Here is a 21,110-nt window from a genome sequence, read left to right on the forward strand (position 1 = left end):
GCTGGTTTTTTAGCAGCAGCTTTCTTTTTAGGAGCAGCTTTTTTAGCAGCGGCTTTCTTTTTAGGTGCGGCTTTTTTAGCAGCAGCTTTCTTAATTGTTGCCATTGTTTTTTGAATTTTGGGTTAGTAATTAAAATTGGGTATTAAAAAAAACTTTATGGCAAACACTGCATTAAGCTTCCGCCTGTGCAGTGGTGTCAAATGATTTTACGGAAACGAAAGTTTTGTTCTCGCGGCCTTTTCTGAACTCCACAACACCATCAGTCAGCGCGTAGATGGTAAAATCTTTACCGATACCTACGTTAGAACCTGCGTGATAAACTGTGCCACGCTGGCGGATAATGATATTACCAGCTACAGCTACCTGGCCACCGAAGATTTTAACCCCGAGCCTTTTGCTGGCGGAGTCTCTACCATTCTTTACACTACCTTCACCTTTTTTATGTGCCATTGTATTATTACTTTATTACTATTAGATGATGAATTTAAGCAATTTCGTTGATCTTGATCTTGGTAAAGTGTGTACGATGACCTACTTTCTTTCTGAAGCCTTTTCTTCTCTTCATTTTGAAAGCGATCACCTTGTCACCCTGAACATGACCCAGGATCTCTGCCTTGATTACTGATTTTACATCAGTGCCAACGGCGATCTTGCCGTCGGTGTCGGTCAGCAGAACTTCAGAAAATTCCACTTTATCTCCAACATTCCCAGACAATTGTTGCACGAAGATCTCCTGATCTTTCTGTACTTTGAATTGCTGACCTGCGATTTTTACAACTGCGAACATAATATTCCAAAAATAATTTCCTGCAAAGGTATTACTTTGTTTTTTAATCAACAAAGAATTTAATACTTTTTGCAGGTTTCCGGCTCCCGGGAGGGGGCGTTTGTATTGAAAAATAGCTTTTTACATATCAAAGATACGGAGTTTTTACAATTTTAGTTTTTTTTAACAATTGTTTAGCATCCTTACCCCGCCTGCCGCCGGAAACCGCCATTGGCCAACATCCGCCATAGCCGCTGCTTATAACGGTCCGCTTAAATGCTGTTATCTTGGATACAATTGTATACTTTTGTTTTTTATGTTTATCCATTAAAATAACGGGGCATGAAGTTTAAATCACTGCTGGCCAAACCATTTGCTTCAATCATTGCCAACAAGGTGAAGAAGGAAATGCAAAGGGCGGTGGAAGATCAGGAATCGATCTGGCAAGAGTTGATAAAAACAGGCAGGAAGACGGAATTCGGGAGGGATCACAAGTTCGATCAGATCACGTCCTACGAAAACTATAAACAGGCAGTGCCCATCAGGGACTACGAGCAGTTCAGGCCGTATATTGACAGGATAAAGGAAGGCAAGCATAATATATTATGGAAAGGCCAGCCTATCTACTTCGCCAAGACCTCCGGCACTACCAGCGGGGTCAAGTACATCCCGATCTCCAAAGATTCTATCGATCATCATTTTAATACCTCCCGCAACGCGGTCTTCTGCAATGTTGTGGAAATCGGCGACAGCACAGCGTTTGACGGCAAGCTGATCTTTCTCTCCGGCTCCCCCGAGCTGGAAAGGGTAGGCGGCATCCCCACCGGGCGCCTCAGCGGCATCGCCAACCACCAGATCCCCCGCTACCTGCGCACCAACCAGCTGCCCACTTACGAAACCAATTGTATCGAAGACTGGGAAACCAAGCTGGGCAAGATCGTGGAGGAAACCCTCCGGCAGGACATGCGCCTGATCAGCGGCATCCCGCCATGGATGCAGATGTACTTCGACCAGCTCATTGAAAAAGGCGGCAAGCCCGTAGGCGAGCTGTTCCCCAATTTCAACCTGCTCGTACACGGCGGCGTGAACTTTGAGCCCTACCGGGCGAAGCTGATGGACTCCATCGGCCGGAAAGTGCATACCATCGAAACCTATCCCGCGTCAGAAGGCTTCTTCGCCTTCCAGGACTCGCAGGAAACAGAAGGGCTTTTGCTCAACACCAACGCCGGCATCTTCTATGAATTCATACCGGCCGCAGAAATATTCGACGAAAATCCTACCCGCATCTCCCTCAAAGATGTGCAGGTGGGCGTGAACTACGCCCTGATCGTCAGCACCAACGCAGGCTTGTGGGCCTATAACATCGGGGATACGGTGAAGTTTTTGTCCACTTCCCCTTACCGCATTGTAGTAACAGGCCGCACCAAGCATTTCATTTCCGCCTTCGGCGAGCACGTGATAGGGGAGGAAGTGGAGCACAGCCTGATGTCCGTTGCAGCGGACAGCGGGGTGCGCATCACCGAGTTCACCGTGGCCCCGCGCATCCAGGTCAGCGGTGAGCTGCCCTACCATGAATGGTTCGTGGAGTTCGAGCAGGTGCCGGAGAACATGGCAGCCTTTGCCGGCGAAGTGGACCGCCAGCTGCGGAACAAGAATATTTATTACGACGATCTGTTAACCGGTAATATTTTGCAGACACTCAAGATCCGCCCCGTACGCAAAGGCGGTTTCATCGACTACATGAAGTCCATCGGCAAACTGGGAGGCCAGAACAAAGTGCCCCGCCTCAGCAACGACCGCCGTATTGCCGATGAAATGGAAAAGTACCTGGACGGGCGCTGACCGGGACTGCTCCTTCGCAAAAGGCTTTCCCGCAAACGGGAGAAGCCGGTTTTCGCACGCATAATTGAAAAATCTGTTTAAATTTAATCGCAGGAGATATTCTGTTTGATCATGAGTAAAAAACGAATTGGCATATTTGGTTCTACCGGCTCCGTTGGCCGGCAGGCACTGGACGTGATCGCCGCACATCCGGAGCGGTTTGAAGTGGAAGTGCTGACCGCGCAGCAGAACGCGGACCTGCTCATAGAGCAGGCGCTGATCTTTAAACCCAATGCAGTAGTGATCGGTGATGAAGGGAAATATGAAGCTGTAAAAGCAGTATTGTTCGATAAAGGTATCAAGGTGTTTGCCGGCGCTGCCGCCATGGTGGAAGTGGCCGCCTGGGATTCCATAGACCTGGTGCTGGCCTCCATTGTGGGATTCGCCGGCCTCGCGCCCACGCTCTCCGCGCTCGAACAGGGCACGCCCGTGGCGCTGGCCAACAAGGAAACGCTGGTAGTAGCCGGTGACATTGTGATGGCCACCGCCCGCAGGAAGAACGTGCCCATCATCCCGGTGGACTCCGAACATTCCGCCATCTTCCAGTGCCTCCGGGGCGAGCCCGGCGCCAGCCTGGAAAAAGTGATACTGACCGCCTCCGGCGGGCCTTTCCTCGGAAAGAAGACCAATTATCTCATCAACGTAAAAAAAGACCACGCCCTGCAACACCCCAACTGGAGCATGGGCGCCAAGATCAGCATCGATTCGGCCACCCTCATGAACAAAGGGCTGGAAATGATCGAAGCAAAATGGCTGTTCGGCCTGGATGCGGACCAGATCGAGGTGATCATCCACCCGCAATCCATCATCCATTCCATGGTAGAATTTACCGATGGCTCGCTGAAAGCCCAGATGGGCCTGCCAGACATGAAACTGCCCATCCAGTATGCCCTGGGTTACCCCGACCGTTTGTCCAACGATTTTCCCCGCTTTTCTTTCAAGAATTACCCCTCGCTTACTTTTGAGCAGCCGGATACCAAAACATTCCGTAACCTTGCCATCGCTACAGAGGTGTTGAAAAAGGGCGGAAATGCAGCCTGCATCATGAACGCAGCCAACGAAGAGGTAGTGAACGCTTTCCTGAAAAACCGTATCGGCTTCCTGCAAATGACGGAAGTGATAGAGGAAACGCTCGCGAAGATCCCGTTTGTGGAAAAGCCCACCCTGCAGCAGTATTACGAGGCAGATGCCACTGCCCGCGAACACGCCGCAGAGCTGATCCATAGCTTAACCTGACCAGTAATAACAATATATATCCAATAGAAATACATGACAACACAGGAAATATTAGTAAAAGCAGGGCAATTGATTTTGTCATTGTCGATTTTGGTGGTCCTGCACGAATTGGGGCATTTTATCCCGGCCAAATTGTTTAAGACGAAAGTAGAGAAGTTCTACCTGTTCTTCGATCCCTGGTTTTCCCTCTTCAAATTCAAAAAAGGCGATACAGAATACGGCGTAGGCTGGCTGCCGCTCGGCGGATATGTGAAAATATCCGGCATGATCGACGAAAGCATGGACCGCGAGCAGATGAACAAACCGCCCCAGCCCTGGGAGTTCCGCGCCAAACCGGCCTGGCAGCGGCTGATCATCATGATCGGCGGGGTAACGGTGAACCTGATCCTCGGTTTTCTCATCTATACCATGATCCTCTGGCATTACGGCGAAGAATACCTGCCCACCCAAAGCGTGAAATACGGTATCGCAACAGATTCGCTGGCGCAGAGCATCGGCCTGCGGGACGGTGACAAGCTGCTGGCCGTAGCAGGCAAGCCCGTGGAAAACTTTGATGCGTTCCCCGGAGAGATCATCCTCAGCGAGGCCAAGACGATACAGATAGAGCGCGACGGGCAGCCGATGGATATTACCATCCCCGCCGGATTCGTAAATAAAGTGATCAAAAGAAAAGGCCATTTCGTGGACCCACGCATGAATCCCGTGCTGGACACCGTACTGCAGGAACGCGATGGCTATAAAATGGGCTTCCGCCAGGGCGACCGGGTGGTAAGCTTTAATGGCGCCCCGATTTCCTACATGCACGAATTTTCCAAAGCTGTCAAGCAGGACACCGGCAAAGCTTTCACCGCACAACTGCTGCGTGGCGCGGACACCGTAGTGGTGAGTGGCACCGTCCCCTCCAAAGGGTTTGGCGTGGCGGCGCTCATGTATAAACAGCTGGAAATCGCGAAGCGGGAATATACATTCGGACAGGCCATCCCCGCCGGTTTCAACAGGGCGATATCCACCCTCGTAAAATATGTGCAGCAGCTGCGCCTGATTTTCGTATCCGAAGAAGTAAAAGCCAGCGAGTCCCTCGGCGGCTTCATGACCATCGGCAACCTGTTCCCCTCCGTGTGGGACTGGCAGAGCTTCTGGACGCTGACGGCCCTGCTGAGCATCATCCTGGCGTTTATGAACATCCTGCCAATACCCGCGCTTGACGGCGGTCACGTTATATTCCTCAGTTATGAAATGGTCACCGGGCGCAAACCCAGTGAGAAGTTCATGGAGTATGCGCAGATCGTGGGCATGGTGATCCTGTTCGCCTTACTGCTGTTCGCGAACGGTCTGGATGTATGGCGTTGGATTACCTCGAAATTTTAGCGTATCTTTGCGGAGCAAAAATACCGGGGCTGACCGGTTTTGACAGCATAGGTCTTTGAAAGTGTAAGCATGTCGTGCGTTGGATAATTAGCACGTAAATCTGAATACCCGAACTTTAATTGGCGAATCTAACTACGCCATGGCTGCCTAATTAAATTAGGTACCCATTATAGCCGCCTGAGTTGTGACCCGCTACGACTCTCGCCGCTGAATCAAAACCATAGCGGGATAGGTACACATGGTTTCTGTGAGTGTGTAATGAAAATCTAAACGGATACGAACGAGGTTGGTTTGTTCTGCCCCTGCCGAGTTCCGACAAATCAATGCAGAAATAAACATGTAGAAAGCTTTTGGAGGATGTGTTTGGACAGGGGTTCGACTCCCCTCAGCTCCACATAGGAAAATCCTATATTTTTCCCAGATGGGAGAAATATTAACAGCTACCAGGTTTCTGGTAGCTGTTAGTGTTTTATGGATAACGGGTTTGTAATCATGGCATGGCAGTCTTCCTGATTGATTATGTGTATTTCTGATAAGCCCAGCTTTTCCTTTTTAACTAGTTGATTGTACGCGAAGCTTTCTGCTGAGCAAGGCTACAGTTATTCCGCATTGGTTTTGCGAATATCTTTTGTCCTGTTAAAAGCTGCCAGACAGCTATCCAGCGATTTGCCTTCTTTATAAATACAATCGCAAAACTCGCAGGCCCCGGGGACTTTATCACATTGATTTCTGCACTCAGCTTCAGAGTTGCCAGGTCCAATCTCCCATAAATAGGAAGTACCAATTATTACAAAAGCCAAAAGTGCGAAACAAGCTCCAAAGAACATGACCCGAAGACGGACTCCCAAGGGCTTTGGTAACGCAGGAGGTTCGATTTTAGGCTGCTTGAAAGGCAAAAGAAATTTTAAACGGTCATAATTCCAAATTAATAAAAACAAACATGCTAACAACAGCATAGTATTTGCCCGGGTGCCTGCAAAGCGAGTAGCATATGTCAGCACACATATATTCACTATCATGGGAAAATACATAAGCACACCAAGAAAAGAAGTTCTTGGAATCAGAATTAATATTGCAACTATGACTTGAGCAATTCCGATAAATGTATAGTAATACCCGGTTAAACTTAATGCGTCGAAGTAATGCCCCAAGGGATTATTAGACGGCAATCCTTCAGCGAAACGCTCACCCATGATTTTGACTAAACCAGTCGGAATAAAACTTGCAGCCAATACTATACGACAAAAAAAGGCGAACCCCTGAAACCATTTATCAGACTTTGCTTCATGATATATTTCTTCAATCCTAGTCATATCGTTTATTAATAATGCTTACACCAGGCATTTGAATTAACTTTTAACTGATAAAACTCATGCTTTTTTACGGTTGGATAGGAGACCGAGCAAAAAATGAAGAACTAAAGCAATGGCAGTCCAGTAAATAGCAAACGCAACCAACGGTACGGGAGGTGCCCCATCGGGGTCTTGCGCTAGAAATGACAATGGTTCCACCAAAATGTATTTGACGGGGTATATAATAGCGCCCACTATGTTTTTCCAGGCTATTGGCGAGCCAACCCCCGGATACCACTCACCGTTATGCGGAAAGAGCCCAATTTCAGTTCCTAATACTGAATTGGAGATAAATTGAAAGGCAAATGCTGAAATTAGGAAAGTAATGACAAATTTTTTTCTTGAAATCTTCATACTGATAAGTTATATGATAGATTAAAAGTACTTTGAAACACAAAGTAAAATCAAATATTTTGAATTTCAAAACATTTAAAGTAAAATCCTGGCCAGTCCACGCAAGGGGGGACCGTTCCCGACAAAGCCGTTTCACTAGCAATAGCAAAACGGGTTGCTTTTGTCATGGAATTTACTTGGAAAACATTCAGGCTAAGCGGACATCCACCACTTTATAAGAGCCTTGTGAATACATTGGGTTTGGAATTTATCACCAGTGGCAAAAAGGCAAGACAAGAACCCGGCTGCAAGATATTTATATCCATAGAACAGGGATTATTGCAAATGAAAGAATAAAGAACTGCTACTATCGCCAATACGCGCTGATCGGCCAGGACGGGCCTGCCGGTAAGTATTTCAGCGAAGAACATTTCCGGGCACAGTTTGCCCTGGTAATCAGCTAAAAGCCTGACGAAATTCCAGCGGCGATAAATTCGTCTTCTTTTTGAAAAGCGAGCTAAAAGATTGCGCATGCTCAAAGCCCAGGGCATAGGCGATCTCGCTGACTGAAAGACTGGTCGTGGAAAGTTTTTCTTTGGCTTTCGCGATCAGTTTTTCATGAATATGCTGCTGTGTGTTCTGCCCGGTATGAACCCGAAGCAGGTCGCTCAGGTAGTTCGGCGACAGGTTCATTTGCGCAGCAATATATTGTACCGTGAGCAAACCCTGTACGTCGCTGTTAAAGTAGTCATCGATTAACTGTTCCAACCTGGTCAGCAGCGCCGAATTATTATTCTTGCGGGTCAAAAACTGCCGCTCATAAAAACGGTTGGAGTATTTTAGCAGGCTCTCGATCTGCGTCAGAATGATCTCCTGGGTATGCTTATCGATATGCTGGCACTCCTTATCAATTTTATGGAGGATCGTGATCAGGTCATCTTCTTCCTCGGCCGACAGGTGCAGCGCTTCGTTAACCGCGTAATCGAAAAAACCGTAGCGATGAATGCTGTTCGCCAACGTATGCTTTAACAGGAAGTCCGGGTGAAAGATCAGAAGATAGCCGGACCCGCATTCCATATTTTGCAGGTCCAGTTGTTGTACCTGGTTAGGCGCGGTAAAACTTAGTACTCCTTTATCGTAATCATAATGCTGCTGTCCGTACCTGATCTTGCCTTTAGCTTCACGTTTGAGCGCCACACAATAAAAGCGGTTAACGAAACCTTTCCATATCTGGTCTTCCAAAAAAACACTTTCCGCCAGATTGATCACACTCACCAGCGGGTGGCGAGGTTCGGGCAATGACAGCAACCGGTGAAATTCTGATATGGAATTGATGGCGTTCATAAACAAAATTAATCAATTAAGCCCATACTGAACTCATCATAAGGCGCGCCCGTGTCCGTACCCAAAGGCACGATGCTTTCCAGTTGTGAAAGATCCGCCTTTGTCAACTCAATGGTAGTCGCCGCAAGATTTTGCTCCACGTACTTTCTGCGTTTCGTTCCCGGGATCGGTACAATCCCCTTACTCATAATCCAGGCCAAAGCCAGCTGTGAAGAAGTGACGTTCTTTGCTTCAGCCATCGCTTCAATCGCCTTAACCAATTCAATATTCTTGTTAAACATTTCGCCCTGGAAACGCGGGATCGCTCTGCGGAAATCGTTCTCCGGCAGGTCATCGATGCTTTTGATCTGTCCCGATAAAAACCCACGGCCCAATGGTGAGTAAGCTACAAACCCGATATTCAGTTCATTTAATGTTGCTAACACCCCGCGTTCTTCCACCGTTCGCTCAAATAAAGAGTACTCGCTTTGTACTGCGGTGACCGGGTGCACGGCATGCGCCCGCTTAACCGTTTCAGACGATACTTCCGACAGACCGATATAACCTACTTTACCTTCTTTCACCAGCTTGCCCATGGCTTCAACTGTTTCCTCAACCGGCGTGTTTTTATCCAGGCGGTGCAGGTAGTACAGATCGATGTAATCGGTATGGAGGTTCTTTAACGAACGCTCTAAAGATTTCTTTACATAGTCCTTTTTACCATTGATGGCCCAGGTCACTTTATTGTTGTCATCGATTTCCCAGCCAAACTTGGTGGCCAGAATATACCGATCGCGTTTACCGCTGATCGCTTTCGCAATGAGCTGCTCATTTTTCAGCGGCCCGTACAGATCGGCAGTGTCCAAAAAATTACCGCCCAACTCGAGCGAACGGTGAATCGTGGCGATGGCTTCCCGCTCATCCGCCGGGCCGTACATATGTGCTTCTTCAAAACCCGTCATTCCCATACAACCCAGGCCGATCATGGGCACAACCAAACCCTGGTTGCCTAATGCTATTTGTTTTATTTCCATGATCTAAAGGTCGGTAAACCCGATCGTGCGCATGTATGCAAACCTCTGAAACTTGTAAGCGAATCAGGAATGATTTTTTAAATATCTATCGTTTCGCCTTATGGAAGGGCCTGGCTTACCTTTCTAAAGCAAATGTGCCGCAATACTTTGCGGGCATAGCCTAAAACCTGGCTTTGAAAAAAACATGCGATAAATCCCGGACTAAAAATAACCTGCTGCGCAGCCAGATCAGGATTAATTTTTAGGATTATTTCTTAACAATGTGCAGTTATAGCAGGACGACACAGACGGCTATTCCTTCGCTCCGCCAGTGAAAATTGACTGAAAAAGCGAAGGATGAGTATACGATCAGGCAGGAAACAGGCATTTCGTATTCCTCTTTTTTCTTCTATATTTGCCTCAAACGACCAAAATCTCTTTGCCCGCTAACCCGCCATATGAAGAAGCAATCAAGGTGCAATTGATAGCGGATGGTGACGAAAAGACCTTTTTTGAGTTTTATAACCACCATGCCAACCTCCTTCGCCCTTTCCTGCTGAAATACAGCCGTTCTGAAACGGATGTGGAGGATATTATACAGGAAACCTTCATCAAAATATGGCTTCACCGCGACCAGCTCCCTGAAATTGTAAACATCCGGGCCTGGATCAACCGCATCGCTTCCAGGATCTACCTGGATCATATCGACCGCGACCTGCGGAGCCGGGAACGCCGGGAGTCCGTCAGCCACGACTGGTACGGTGCGGGTGAGGTGGCTTCCGAAGAGCGTACCCGCCTCCTGGAAATCCGCCAGAATATCCATGATGCGGTAGATGGGCTTTCGGAGCAGAAAAGAAAAGTCTTTCACCTCAACCGCGAACTGGGCATGAAGCCGGCCCAGATCGCTGAAATGCTTGATATCCCCGTCGGCACCGTCAAGAACCAGCTTTCGGCCGCGCTCCGCCAGGTCCGGGATCAGCTGATCGCTTCCGGATTAGGACCGTTGACCTTCCTGTGGCTGATTTCCCCTTTTTTATAAAAAAATACAGTTAGGCCGTGACGTTTTGCCGCCGGCTCCGTCTTCTTTATACAGGGCCTCCCGAAAGCGGCCATCATTCCCCATGGATCAGCATCGTATCAACCAGATATTGAAACAGTACGCCGCCGGCGCATTGACAGAAGAAGAAAAAAAAGAACTTGAACAGCTGCTTGCGCAACCGGGCAGAGACGCGCTGGCGGAACGCATCGCCGCGCTGATGGGCGAGGAAAGTGATACATCATACACCATCACAGCAGGAAAAAACCTGGAAACATTTGCCCGCATTATGGCGGCGGACAAGCCCCTGCGCCCGAAACTCAAACCTGTGGCCCGCTGGTGGTGGGCCGCTGCGGCTGCGGTGTTCCTGTGCCTCGCCGCCGGCGCTTATTTCCTGCTGAACCCCGGCAGGCAGTCCGCGCAAACGGCGCAGCAGCAACAGGTGACGCCGGAGAAAGACCCCGGCCGCAACACCGCTGTGCTCTACCTGGAAGATAACTCGGCCGTGGAGCTGGACAGTGCGGGCAACGGCTTCCTGACCAACCAGGGCGGCGCCCGGGTAACGCTGGCCAACGGCGAACTGGCCTATGAGCCGCAACCGGCGGAAGGCCCGCTGGCGGTCACCTATAACCGTATTGCCACGCCACGTGGCGGGGAATTCTCCATCGTACTGCCGGACGGCACGAAGGTATGGCTGAACGCCGCTTCTTCCCTGCGGTTCCCGACCGCATTCAACGGGGAAAAAAGGGAAGTGGAATTGACGGGGGAAGCATATCTGCAGGTGGCGGAAGACAAGGCGCGTCCTTTTGAAGTAAAGATCAGGGACGTTAACATCGCCGTACTGGGCACGCAGTTTAACATCATGGGTTATGAGGATGAAGCGGGTATTGTTACCACGCTGGTGTCCGGCTCGGTGCGCGTAACCGCTCAGGGACACCCGTCCCGGCTGCTGGTTCCCGGCCAGCATGCGGTGGTGGAGAACAAGACCGGCGCGTTGTATGTGCAAAAGGCCGATGTAGCGGAGGAAATTGCCTGGAAAAACGGGAGCATACACTTCGAAAGTGTGAACATCCGGCAGATCATGCGGCAGGTCTCCCGCTGGTATGATGTGGACGTGGAGTACCGGGGGAATGTGGCCGATATGGATTTTACCTGTACCGTTTCGCGGAGGGACAAGCTGTCCAAACTGTTAACCCTGCTGGAAATGACCGCAGCTGTGCATTTTACAATGGAAGGAAATACGATCATCGTTCAACCATAAATCTAATACATGCTACAACACTGACAATGAGCCTTCTCCCGGCACATAGGGAGCCTGGTCCCTGAATAAAAAACCGGTGATGTTGGCGCATCACCGGTGGAAAATATCGGATCAACATTCGCATTACACATTCGGCAAACATTAAATCCAACAACGCTAAAGTATGAAAATTACTGCTTATGGGAGCGTCCCACCTATGCGCGGCCGGTTTCCCGCCAAAAGTTTTTTGATTATGAGACTCATTTTTTTGTTGACGGTCGTGGCCACCCTGGAGAGTAGTGCTTCGGGATTTGCGCAGCTTGTTACGATCAACGTCAGAAGAGCACCGCTTGAAAAGGTGTTTTTTGAAATGAGACGGCAAACGGGCTGCCATTTCGTATTCAACTCGCAGATGTTGGACAAGGCTGGCAAAGTAACCCTTTCCCTGAAAGATATTCCCCTGGAAGAAGCGCTGCAACGCACCCTCGCGGGTCAGCCGCTGACCTACCTGATCGTGGACAGCAATGTGGTCATCAAACCCGCTCCGCTGTCACCCGCCCGTGCTGCGGCCGTTAAAGCCGATATCAGCGTAAGCGGTATCGTGCGAAGCAAGGACGGCACGCCGCTGGTAGGCGTTTCCATTCTTATCAAAGGCACCGGCTCGGGAACGATCAGCGACGGCAACGGCCGCTTCACGTTGAAAAATGTCAGCGAGAACGCAACGCTGGTGTTCCGCTATATCGGCTTTGCGGACAAGGAAGTGAAACTTTCCACCACCACAAAAGAGCTTACCATCACCCTGGAAGAATCCGAACGCAACGTAGCGGAAGTGGTGGTGACGGGCTACCAGAATGTAGACCGGAAACTCTTCACCGGCGCCAGCTCGAAAGTGAGCGCGAAAGATGCGGAGCGCAATGGCGTGCCGGATATCTCCCGCATGCTGGAAGGCCAGGTGGCGGGCGTGTCCGTACAGAACGTATCCGGTACTTTCGGCGCCGCGCCGAAGATCCGCGTACGGGGCGCAACTTCGCTCTCCGGTGAGAACAAGCCGCTTTGGGTAGTGGACGGCATTATCCTGGAAGATGTGGTGAACATCTCCAACGAAGCGCTCTCCACCGGCGACGCCAACACGCTCATCGGCTCTTCCGTGGCCGGCCTCAACCCGGACGATATCGAATCCTTCACCATCCTGAAAGATGCCGCGGCTACCGCCATGTACGGCGCCCGCGCGATGAACGGCGTGATCGTAGTGAACACCAAAAAAGGCCGCAACACCGATGGCAAAGCCCAGGTGAACTATTCCGGCACCTTTACCACTTACCTCAAACCTTCCTACGATCAGTTCGATATCATGAATTCGGCTGACCAGTTGTCCGTATTACTGGAACTGGAAAATAAAGGATATTATAACCACAGCTCTATCTCCCGCGGCAAGGACGGCGGCATCTTCTACAAGATGTACAACCAGATGTACGAGTACGATCCGGCTACCGATACCTACGGCCTGAAGAACACGATGGCGGACCGCCTGAATTTCCTGGAACGTTACGCGAAAGCGAATACGGACTGGTTCGACATCCTTTTCCGCAACTCCCTGCTGCAGGAACATTCGGTGAGCGTGAACTCCGGCTCCGCCAACTCCCAGACCTACTTCTCCACTTCCATGATGAAAGATAACGGGATGACCCTGGGCGATGACGTAACCCGCTATACCGCCAAGTTCCGCAACAACTTCCGGCTGAACGACAAGCTCAGGGCGGAAGTAATGGTGAACGGCTCTATCCGCGACCAGCGCACCCCCGGCACCCTCACCCGCAACTCCGACCCGGTGTACGGCGTCTACTCCCGCGATTTCGACATCAACCCCTATTCCTACGCGCTCAATACCAGCCGCCTCATGACGGCCTACGACGCGGAAGGCCAGCCGGAATATTTTGTAAGGAATTACGCGCCTTTCAACATTATCAATGAACTGAACACCAACTTCCTGACCCTGAAAGGCATCGACCTGCAGGTGCAGGGCGGCATCAAATACAAGATCATTCCGCAGCTGGAATACTCCGTAGACGGCGCTTTCCGTTACGCCAACACCACCCGCGAGCATCATGTGAAAGAAGGCTCCAACATGGCGGAGGCTTTCCGCGCGGACTATGACGCCACCATCGCCGCAGGCAATATCAACCTCTACACCGATCCGGATGATATCAATTCCCTGCCGGTGGTTGTACTGCCTGAAGGCGGGTTCTACAATACCAACATCAACGCGCTGAAGAACTATTACTTCCGCCAGAACCTGGAATACGACAATACCTTCAACACGGTACACCGGTTCAATTTCTTCGGTTCGATGGAACTGCGCGGCACGGACCGCCGGAACTCCAACTACGAGGGCATCGGCTACCAGTACGAGAACGGCGGGCTGGTGAATCCCAACTACCGTTATTTCAAGAAAATGATCGAAGGGGGCGACCCCTATTTCGGGATGTCGTACGGCGCCGAACGTTTCGCTGCTTTCATGGGCCGCGCGGCCTATGCATTCGGTGAAAAATACAGCGTGAACGCCACCGCCCGGTATGATGGTTCCAACAAAATGGGTAAATCAAAAGTTGCCCGCTGGCTGCCTACCTGGAATATTTCCGGCGCCTGGCATATCGATAGCGAGCCTTTCTACAGCGACGGTATCAAGAAGATACTTTCCGGCGCCACGCTGCGCGGCACTTACGGGATGACGGCCAGCATCGGTGACGCCCGCAACTCTTCCGCCGTATTTTACAACCGGGTGACCTACCGCCCTTATGAGAACGAAAAGGAATCAGGCATCTTCCTCAGCGGCCTTGAAAATTCAGAGCTGACCTGGGAAAAGATGTACGAGCTGAATATCGGCGCCAACCTTGCTCTTTTTAACAAGATCGATCTTACGATCGACTGGTACCGGCGTAATTCTTTCGACCTTATCGGCAGCCTCAACACTTCCGGTATTGGCGGCCAGTTTGTGAAAACAGCCAACTATGCGGACATAGAAGCGCACGGCGTTGAATTCACCATCGCGGGCAGCCCCGTAGCTTCGCGCAACTTCCGCTGGAGAACGCAGTTCAACATCGCCATGAACAAAAACAAGATCACCAATCTGGAGATCAATCCGAATATCTGGGCGAATGCCAAGGCCGAAGGCGGGATGCGTGTAGGATACGCTCAGCGCGGATTATATTCCATCCCCTTTGCGGGGCTTGATCCCGAATATGGCTATCCCACTTACAGCACGCCGGACGGCACCGCTGCAACCACCTACATCCGCCTGCAGGATGAAGATAAAAACTACCTGTTCTATCATGGCCCGACCGATCCGACGCTTACCGGTGGTTTCTACAATAATTTCTCCTACAAACGTTTCTCTTTATCCACCCTGCTGACCTTTGCGGCCGGCAACTGGATACGTTTGCAGCCATCCTTCTCCGCCGTGTATTCCGATATGTACACTTTGTCCGACCGGATGAACGACCGCTGGCTGCAGGCCGGCGACGAAACCCGCACCAATATTCCTTCACTGCTTGGCGTGTACCACATCATCAATGGCGTGGTGAACGGGCCTACCGGTTCTGTGGTAGACGGCATTTATGCGTACAACGCCTATAACTATTCTACAGAGGCGGTAGCGAAGGGCGATTTTATCCGTCTGAAAAGGATCTCGATAGATTACACGCTGCCGGACCGGCTGATGTCCCGCCTGGGCATCCGCACGGCGCAGCTGTCACTCGTAGGGAATAACATTGCGCTGCTGTATTCGGACAAGAAGCTGTACGGCGCGGACCCCGAGTTCTTCAACAACGGCGGGGTGGCGATGCCTATTCCCAAACAGTATACGCTGGCTATCAAACTGGGGCTTTAACAGAAACCACTAAACCGACAACAAGCAATGAAACCGAGCATAATACAATTAATGCAAGGTTTATCTCGGGCACGTTAAAATCTTATTGGCCTCGATGCATCTGCGATGTCATCTGGCCCGTAAAAAATAAATATTAGACAGATGAAAAGATATAAATTCATATACGGCCTGCTGCTACTGGGAACACTCCTGTCGCCTTCCTGCAGCAAATACCTGGAAGTGACGCCGGACAACAGGGCCGAGATCAACACTGTGGAAAAAGTGGCGGGACTGCTCGTGTCCGCCTATCCGGACAGGCATTACCTGTTTACGGAAACGGCTTCCGACAATTCCGAAGACCGCACCCGCCCGTTATCTTCCCATCAGTCGCAGCCCTATGTAGATCTCTACTTCTGGCGTGATCCGGAAGGCGCGGGCAACAGCACGCCGGCGGAATACTGGAATGCCTGCTATTCGGCCATTGCCGCCGCCAACCACGCGCTGGTAGCCATAGCGGAACATGACCTGGGAGAAAAGGCGGACCCATACAAAGGCGAAGCCCTGATCGCCCGCGCTTATTGCCATCACATGCTGGTAACGCTCTTTGCGGAGGCTTATGAGATCGGCGGCGCCAATGCGGGAATGGGCATTCCGTATGTGACGGAGCCGGAAACTGTAGTGTCAAAGCACTACGACCGCGGTACCGTGGCAAGCGTGTATGAGAACATTGAAAAAGACCTGACGGAAGGACTGGCATTACTGCCCGGCGGTACCTGGCAGGTGCCGAAGTATCACTTCAACCCGCAGGCCGCCAATGCATTTGCCGCGCGTTTTTATCTCTTTAAAGGAGAATGGGACAAGGTGATCGAACATGCATCGGCCATCTACCCGGAGAATAATTACTACGACAACATCCGGCAGTATGTCGGTAATATGAGCAACCTCAACTCCGATGAGCTGGTGCAGGAATATACAAAGGCGGAAAGGTCTTTCAACCTGCTGCTCGCCAACACCTACTCCGTGTACCAGCGCAGCTCCGGCGCAGGCGCCAGCCGTTATGGTTTTGGTGAGCAGGTGAAAACGCACTACGGCGGCGTTACCGTTTTCGGGAAGTCATTCAGAACGAACCTCCGCAGCTACGGCGCGCCCAACTATACCCCGGGAAAGTTCACCGAGTATTTCCACTACACGAATGTAGCGCAGGGCATTGGCCTGCCTTACATCATGATGCCGCTGTTCACGGCGGACGAAGCGCTGATGAACCGCGCGGAAGCCTATATCCGCAAGAACGATTATCCGAATGCGCTCAACGATCTCAACGAGTTCGCCCGCGCGCGCATCGCCGGTTTTTCCCTGGCGGCTAACGGGCTCACCGTTGCCAAAGCGCAGGCTTTCACCGGTAAATCAAATGAAGAGGAAGCCATGCTGGACGCGCTGCTGGATACCAAGAAAAGGGCTTTTATCCTCGAAGGCATCCGCTGGATGGATATTCTCCGCCACAAATTAACAGTAAGGCATAACCATATCGACGAAACCGGCACGGAAACATTCCAGACGCTGGAATATGGTGATAACCGGAGAATGTTCCAGCTGCCGCAAGAAGTAAAACTTTCAGGAGTACCCTTAAATCCCAGATAATCATGACGCTCAAACATATATTTTATATCGGTTTTACCGGGCTGCTGCTTGCCGGCGGCGGGTCTTGCCGGAAAACTGAAACACTGGACGTAGATATGTCCAGGTACAACGTAGACAACCCGCAACAAACCGAACTGGATAACTGGATCACCGGACAGCTGACCGATCCTTACAACATCCAGCTGGTATACCGGTTTGAAAGGAACCTGACGGATGTGAGCCGCGACGTTTCCCCGATCAAACTGGAACAGGTGAAACCCACTGCGGAAGCCATCATCAATATCTTTCTCAAAACGTACGAGAAAGTGGCGGGCCCTACGTTCATCAAAACTTATACGCCAAAGCAATTTGTACTATATGGTTCTCCTTCCTACAACTCCAACGGCACCATCACGCTGGGCACCGCGGACGGAGGACGCCGGGTGGTGCTGTATGAGCTGAACGACCTGGATTTCAACAATGCCGCGCAGGTAAGCCGGAAGATGCGTACCATCCATCATGAGTTCACGCACATCGTGAACCAGATCGTGGCCATTCCGCCGGAATTCCGCAAGGTGACCAACGCTGATTATTTTGAAGACTGGACCTCTTCGGATAATACCGCGGGGGATGCACAGGCGCTCGGCTTTGTATCCCGGTACGCGAGAAGTCAATACACGGAAGACTTTGCGGAGATGACCGCGCACCTGCTCGTGGAAGGGCAGCTCTGGTTCGATGCCTACGCGAAAGCAGGAGGGGATGATGCCTATGAAAAGCTGAAGCGGAAAGAAGCGCTGGTAGTGGACTACTTCAAGCAGTATTTCAACATCAACTTCCGCGACCTGCAATATGAAGTGGCGAAGGTGCTGCGCGAAGAATATAACGATAATTCCAAATCCTTTCTCTACGCGCTTCAGAACAACCTGATCGCCAACCCGCTCGTAGTGGACTTTAACGCAGGTATCCATTATACCGAGTTTGGACAGTCTGAACAGTTCGCGGAAGTATGGGACGCGGTGAAAAGCGGGCTGGGCGTCAACGGCCGCACGCCGGTCAACTTCAACATTGTATTCCTGTCGTCTTCCGTGATGCAGATCCGGCACAGCTACACCAACGCCGCCGGTTCCAGCTTCTCTGCCTGGTACGATTTCAACATTACAGTAGATGCCAATGGCGACATCACCTTCGAGCGGTTCGACGACGGAACCAACCGGGCGGAATACAACAATGGCCGTAACTCCCAGGTGGCAGCAGGCTTCAAGCCGCTTAACGATTACCTGGACGGCCACGTTTTCCGTGGCGACTGGATACCGGAATCAGCCGGGCCCCGGAACTATCTCAAGTTCGGCGGTTTTTATGTGAAGGATGATCCCGCTAATTACTTCTATGGTAAATTTTAAATGAACATCTAATGAAACCGAGCATGATGCGAGGTTCCATCTGCCCGTAAAAAATAAATATTAACAGATGAAACAACTGCTCTATATACTTTCCGCGGTTTCCCTCCTTTGCGCCTGTAAAAAGGATTCCGCCAGGGTTTTTGAAGAATCGCCGGAAGAAAGAATGTCCGCCAGGATCAGCGAGCTGGAATCCGGCCTGCTCAGCGCCGAGCATGGCTGGAAGGCATCGCTCACCACCACTGCCCGCGGAGGGTATGGCCTGTACCTGGATTTCGATGCCGGGCAAACGGTGTTGATGGTCGGCGATATGAACGAAGAAAGCGCCACCAACGCCAGTACCTCTTCTTTTCGTATCAAATGGGTGATGAACGCTACCCTGATATTCGACACCTACAACTACATCACGCTGTTGCAGGACCCTTCGCCTTCCTCTTTCGGAGGAGCTTCCGGCTCCGGCTTGCAGAGCGATGTGGAGTTTGAATACCAGCGCACCAGCGGCGACACGATGGTGCTGCGGGGCTTCAAGTACAAGAACGAGATGATCCTGGTGAAAGCTACAGCGGAAGAAAAAAGCCGCTTCCTGGGCACGGCTTATAAAGCCAATATCGATGCCGTGAACGATTTCTTCACCGTCAATGCCAACAATTATATCACGATGGACGGCATTACCAACAAGGTGGAGTTCGTTCTGGACAAATCCGGCAAGAAAGCCAGCCTTCAGTATGTGGATAATGAAGGTCTGGTGAAGCAAATTGCCGGCAAATACAATTATGAAGATGTGGGCATCAATTTCGCGCCGGGCTTCACGCTGAACGGGATCACATTTGTGAAAGGCAAGCTGGAGGATGATATATTCGTATTGTATGGCAGCGATGGCAGCCGGTATGAAATAAAGCAGAACGATCTGCCCATTCTGCCGATGCCTACCTTGTTCGCCTACAACGGCACTTACCGGGAGCTGTACATCGGCGGCAGCCTGCCCTCCGGCGTCACTTCCGGTTTCAACGCGGCATACCAGGCCAGTGTAAGCAAATTCGCAGCGATGAACCCTACCCGCACACTGGTGGACCTGCGCTTCATCCTGTCCAATTCCACCACCGCCACGGTAATCGCCCGTAATAATAACGGCACAACTACGTACACCGCCAATGCAACCTTCAAATACACTTATGAAGATGGGGTGATCACCCTCACCGAGCCTTCTTACGATGGTAACTGGACCGCCCGCAGGGCCCAGTTCATCGATATAGAAGAATACATTGAGAACGGCGGCCCTTTCCGTGTGGATTACGTGCAAAGCGCCGATCCGAATGTTACCAACCTCGGGGGGCTTTACCGGACTGAGGATAATACCTCGTTCTTCTATGGAACGTTGAGGAAATAAAAAACAGAAGGAAGGCCGTTTGCGCCTTCCTTTTATTTTCCGCATACCTGCTGTTTATCAGCATTTTCAGGCCACATGCCGGCACATTACCGGATTTCCATCAACAGGCTCATCCCCGGAAAGAACGGATATCGGGGAACTACTTCGGCAGCAGCGCCTGCCCTTCAAAAACCACCCCCGGCCATCCATGTGCCATGAATTGCCGGATGTTCTGATGATCGGTTCCCTCCGGATTATTCAATACTGATTGATAGTGTTCCGCAAACAGGTGCAGGGTGTCTTCCTTGCCGAGATCATGCAGCTGGGCGAAGGCAAAGACCCGGGCGCTACCCTGGTTTTGGATAGCTTCATTATAGGCTTCCCCGTTTTTGAAGGCTGTTGGCTGATGTTGATAATGAGTATCGATAAATTCCGTCACCTCTTTGAACGGGAGGGAATTGTCTTTCAGTTTTTGGATCAGGGTGATGATTTGCGCTTTCATTCCACATTTTATTTAGCGGGTAAAGATAGAAATTTAAAGATGAAGTTCGAAAAAAGTAATAGTACAATTTGTTGATAGTCAATATGTTTTTGATATTTCATGGATTTGGGTGATTATTGCATAAATGATCTCATATGAAATCCGGGAAAAACTTCAAAATATCGTTAGAGGAGCTGTCCTTAAAGGGGAAGAAGATCATTGCACAGCAACCCGAAATTTCCTTATCGAAAGCTTTGGCTCAAATCCGACTGTTAAAAGAGAATTCGAAAGTCGCTCAGTTCTCAAGAAGAGCAGGCTCGCTTCTTAAAACTTCACACTGAAAATACTCCGCTCTGGATGTCTGCTTTACCAGAAGGTGGGCAATACCTGACCAGGGGTGGGGAATCCGAAATTTATCTCGCACCGGATTACAGGCATGTTATCAAAGTCAATGATGCTGTATACTATGCCACCTGGGCCGAATATTTTAATAGCCTGGTGATTCACAATTTGTTGTTTCCTAGTACTGCCTATGAATTGCTGGGCTTTACCGCCGGTAAGGATGAGGCACTTTGTGCTGTTCTCAGGCAACCTTTCATCGAAGGCGGGCAGGCTGATCTTGCCAATATCAGGGAACTTCTGACATTTAACGGTTTTCAGAATACCAGGCGTCAGGACTACTTTAATGAAGAGTTTGGATTGTTACTGGAAGATATGCATGATGAAAACGTGATTGCCAAAGATGATGTCCTGTTCTTCATTGATACTGTTTTCTACTTACTGGAAGCGCAATAATAAGGCAGTCAAAAACGGGCTGACCATTCCGCCAGCCCGTA

17 protein-coding genes and 1 other RNA gene are annotated in these 21,110 nt (G+C 50.5%); 11 read left to right on the forward strand and 7 right to left on the reverse strand.

Annotation, left to right across the window (positions count from 1 at the left end):
• Window positions 1–171: 171 nt before the first annotated feature.
• Window positions 172–450, reverse strand: a complete 279-nt coding sequence (rpmA, locus tag CCY01nite_RS25475; protein ID WP_146867396.1) for a 50S ribosomal protein L27 — start codon at window positions 448–450, stop codon at window positions 172–174.
• A 34-nt stretch (window positions 451–484) separates the two neighbouring features.
• Window positions 485–787, reverse strand: a complete 303-nt coding sequence (gene rplU / locus CCY01nite_RS25480) for a 50S ribosomal protein L21 (RefSeq protein WP_146867397.1) — start codon at window positions 785–787, stop codon at window positions 485–487.
• Window positions 788–1,108: 321 nt separating this feature from the next.
• Between rplU and CCY01nite_RS25485 the strand changes: the two genes are divergently transcribed.
• From CCY01nite_RS25485 to ssrA, 4 genes are all read left to right on the forward strand, one after another.
• Complete coding sequence (locus CCY01nite_RS25485; RefSeq protein ID WP_146867398.1) at window positions 1,109–2,608, forward strand: GH3 auxin-responsive promoter family protein; 1,500 nt, start codon at window positions 1,109–1,111, stop codon at window positions 2,606–2,608.
• Between the two features lie 111 nt (window positions 2,609–2,719).
• On the forward strand, window positions 2,720–3,883 hold the full coding sequence (locus CCY01nite_RS25490) for a 1-deoxy-D-xylulose-5-phosphate reductoisomerase (RefSeq protein ID WP_146867399.1): 1,164 nt from the start codon (window positions 2,720–2,722) through the stop codon (window positions 3,881–3,883).
• A gap of 33 nt (window positions 3,884–3,916) precedes the next feature.
• Entirely contained in the window at window positions 3,917–5,251 is a 1,335-nt protein-coding gene (gene rseP, locus CCY01nite_RS25495; RefSeq protein ID WP_146867400.1) for an RIP metalloprotease RseP, read from the forward strand.
• 25 nt (window positions 5,252–5,276) lie between these two features.
• Window positions 5,277–5,648: a transfer-messenger RNA gene (ssrA, locus tag CCY01nite_RS25500) on the forward strand.
• Between the two features lie 202 nt (window positions 5,649–5,850).
• Here ssrA and CCY01nite_RS25505 read toward each other — a convergent pair.
• The 4 genes from CCY01nite_RS25505 to CCY01nite_RS25520 all read right to left on the reverse strand — a co-directional run bounded on the left by CCY01nite_RS25505 (window position 5,851) and on the right by CCY01nite_RS25520 (window position 9,293).
• Window positions 5,851–6,564 (reverse strand): DoxX family protein, encoded by a 714-nt coding sequence (locus CCY01nite_RS25505; RefSeq protein WP_146867401.1) that lies wholly within the window; start codon window positions 6,562–6,564, stop codon window positions 5,851–5,853.
• 57 nt (window positions 6,565–6,621) lie between these two features.
• Window positions 6,622–6,957, reverse strand: a complete 336-nt coding sequence (locus tag CCY01nite_RS25510; RefSeq protein WP_146867402.1) for a hypothetical protein — start codon at window positions 6,955–6,957, stop codon at window positions 6,622–6,624.
• A gap of 435 nt (window positions 6,958–7,392) precedes the next feature.
• Window positions 7,393–8,280 carry a helix-turn-helix domain-containing protein gene (locus tag CCY01nite_RS25515; RefSeq protein ID WP_146867403.1) on the reverse strand — a complete coding sequence of 296 codons (888 nt, stop codon included), beginning with the start codon at window positions 8,278–8,280 and terminating at the stop codon, window positions 7,393–7,395.
• A gap of 8 nt (window positions 8,281–8,288) precedes the next feature.
• The gene (locus CCY01nite_RS25520; RefSeq protein ID WP_146867404.1) at window positions 8,289–9,293 is read right to left on the reverse strand and encodes an aldo/keto reductase; all 1,005 of its coding nucleotides are present in this window, start codon (window positions 9,291–9,293) and stop codon (window positions 8,289–8,291) included.
• A 454-nt stretch (window positions 9,294–9,747) separates the two neighbouring features.
• Between CCY01nite_RS25520 and CCY01nite_RS25525 the strand changes: the two genes are divergently transcribed.
• The 6 genes from CCY01nite_RS25525 to CCY01nite_RS25550 all read left to right on the forward strand — a co-directional run bounded on the left by CCY01nite_RS25525 (window position 9,748) and on the right by CCY01nite_RS25550 (window position 19,814).
• Window positions 9,748–10,311, forward strand: a complete 564-nt coding sequence (locus tag CCY01nite_RS25525) for an RNA polymerase sigma factor (RefSeq protein ID WP_186831267.1) — start codon at window positions 9,748–9,750, stop codon at window positions 10,309–10,311.
• Between the two features lie 82 nt (window positions 10,312–10,393).
• Window positions 10,394–11,569 (forward strand): FecR family protein, encoded by a 1,176-nt coding sequence (locus CCY01nite_RS25530; protein ID WP_146867406.1) that lies wholly within the window; start codon window positions 10,394–10,396, stop codon window positions 11,567–11,569.
• A gap of 232 nt (window positions 11,570–11,801) precedes the next feature.
• Window positions 11,802–15,434 (forward strand): SusC/RagA family TonB-linked outer membrane protein, encoded by a 3,633-nt coding sequence (locus CCY01nite_RS25535; RefSeq protein ID WP_246130050.1) that lies wholly within the window; start codon window positions 11,802–11,804, stop codon window positions 15,432–15,434.
• Window positions 15,435–15,575: 141 nt separating this feature from the next.
• Entirely contained in the window at window positions 15,576–17,051 is a 1,476-nt protein-coding gene (locus CCY01nite_RS25540) for a RagB/SusD family nutrient uptake outer membrane protein (RefSeq protein ID WP_146867407.1), read from the forward strand.
• A 2-nt stretch (window positions 17,052–17,053) separates the two neighbouring features.
• The gene (locus tag CCY01nite_RS25545; protein WP_146867408.1) at window positions 17,054–18,430 is read left to right on the forward strand and encodes a substrate import-associated zinc metallohydrolase lipoprotein; all 1,377 of its coding nucleotides are present in this window, start codon (window positions 17,054–17,056) and stop codon (window positions 18,428–18,430) included.
• A gap of 67 nt (window positions 18,431–18,497) precedes the next feature.
• Window positions 18,498–19,814, forward strand: coding sequence for a DUF4302 domain-containing protein (locus tag CCY01nite_RS25550; RefSeq protein ID WP_146867409.1), 1,317 nt, complete (start codon window positions 18,498–18,500; stop codon window positions 19,812–19,814).
• Between the two features lie 139 nt (window positions 19,815–19,953).
• On the opposite strand, the gene CCY01nite_RS25555 is transcribed toward CCY01nite_RS25550, so the two are convergent.
• The gene (locus CCY01nite_RS25555; protein ID WP_146867410.1) at window positions 19,954–20,295 is read right to left on the reverse strand and encodes a HopJ type III effector protein; all 342 of its coding nucleotides are present in this window, start codon (window positions 20,293–20,295) and stop codon (window positions 19,954–19,956) included.
• Between the two features lie 261 nt (window positions 20,296–20,556).
• Between CCY01nite_RS25555 and CCY01nite_RS25560 the strand changes: the two genes are divergently transcribed.
• Window positions 20,557–21,069: a putative polyvalent protein kinase domain-containing protein gene (locus CCY01nite_RS25560; RefSeq protein ID WP_186831279.1), complete on the forward strand. Its 513-nt coding sequence runs from the start codon at window positions 20,557–20,559 to the stop codon at window positions 21,067–21,069.
• Window positions 21,070–21,110 lie beyond the last annotated feature (41 nt).

The organism is Chitinophaga cymbidii, from assembly GCF_007992715.1.
Taxonomy (GTDB): domain Bacteria; phylum Bacteroidota; class Bacteroidia; order Chitinophagales; family Chitinophagaceae; genus Chitinophaga; species Chitinophaga cymbidii.

Bases quoted from the DNA above. Each gene is read 5' to 3' on its own strand.
- rpmA (WP_146867396.1), bottom strand. From the start codon at position 450: ATGGCACATAAAAAAGGTGAAGGTAGTGTAAAGAATGGTAGAGACTCC.
- rplU (WP_146867397.1), bottom strand. From the start codon at position 787: ATGTTCGCAGTTGTAAAAATCGCAGGTCAGCAATTCAAAGTACAGAAA.
- CCY01nite_RS25485 (WP_146867398.1), top strand. From the start codon at position 1,109: ATGAAGTTTAAATCACTGCTGGCCAAACCATTTGCTTCAATCATTGCC.
- CCY01nite_RS25490 (WP_146867399.1), top strand. From the start codon at position 2,720: ATGAGTAAAAAACGAATTGGCATATTTGGTTCTACCGGCTCCGTTGGC.
- rseP (WP_146867400.1), top strand. From the start codon at position 3,917: ATGACAACACAGGAAATATTAGTAAAAGCAGGGCAATTGATTTTGTCA.
- CCY01nite_RS25505 (WP_146867401.1), bottom strand. From the start codon at position 6,564: ATGACTAGGATTGAAGAAATATATCATGAAGCAAAGTCTGATAAATGG.
- CCY01nite_RS25510 (WP_146867402.1), bottom strand. From the start codon at position 6,957: ATGAAGATTTCAAGAAAAAAATTTGTCATTACTTTCCTAATTTCAGCA.
- CCY01nite_RS25515 (WP_146867403.1), bottom strand. From the start codon at position 8,280: ATGAACGCCATCAATTCCATATCAGAATTTCACCGGTTGCTGTCATTG.
- CCY01nite_RS25520 (WP_146867404.1), bottom strand. From the start codon at position 9,293: ATGGAAATAAAACAAATAGCATTAGGCAACCAGGGTTTGGTTGTGCCC.
- CCY01nite_RS25530 (WP_146867406.1), top strand. From the start codon at position 10,394: ATGGATCAGCATCGTATCAACCAGATATTGAAACAGTACGCCGCCGGC.
- CCY01nite_RS25535 (WP_246130050.1), top strand. From the start codon at position 11,802: ATGAGACTCATTTTTTTGTTGACGGTCGTGGCCACCCTGGAGAGTAGT.
- CCY01nite_RS25540 (WP_146867407.1), top strand. From the start codon at position 15,576: ATGAAAAGATATAAATTCATATACGGCCTGCTGCTACTGGGAACACTC.
- CCY01nite_RS25545 (WP_146867408.1), top strand. From the start codon at position 17,054: ATGACGCTCAAACATATATTTTATATCGGTTTTACCGGGCTGCTGCTT.
- CCY01nite_RS25550 (WP_146867409.1), top strand. From the start codon at position 18,498: ATGAAACAACTGCTCTATATACTTTCCGCGGTTTCCCTCCTTTGCGCC.
- CCY01nite_RS25555 (WP_146867410.1), bottom strand. From the start codon at position 20,295: ATGAAAGCGCAAATCATCACCCTGATCCAAAAACTGAAAGACAATTCC.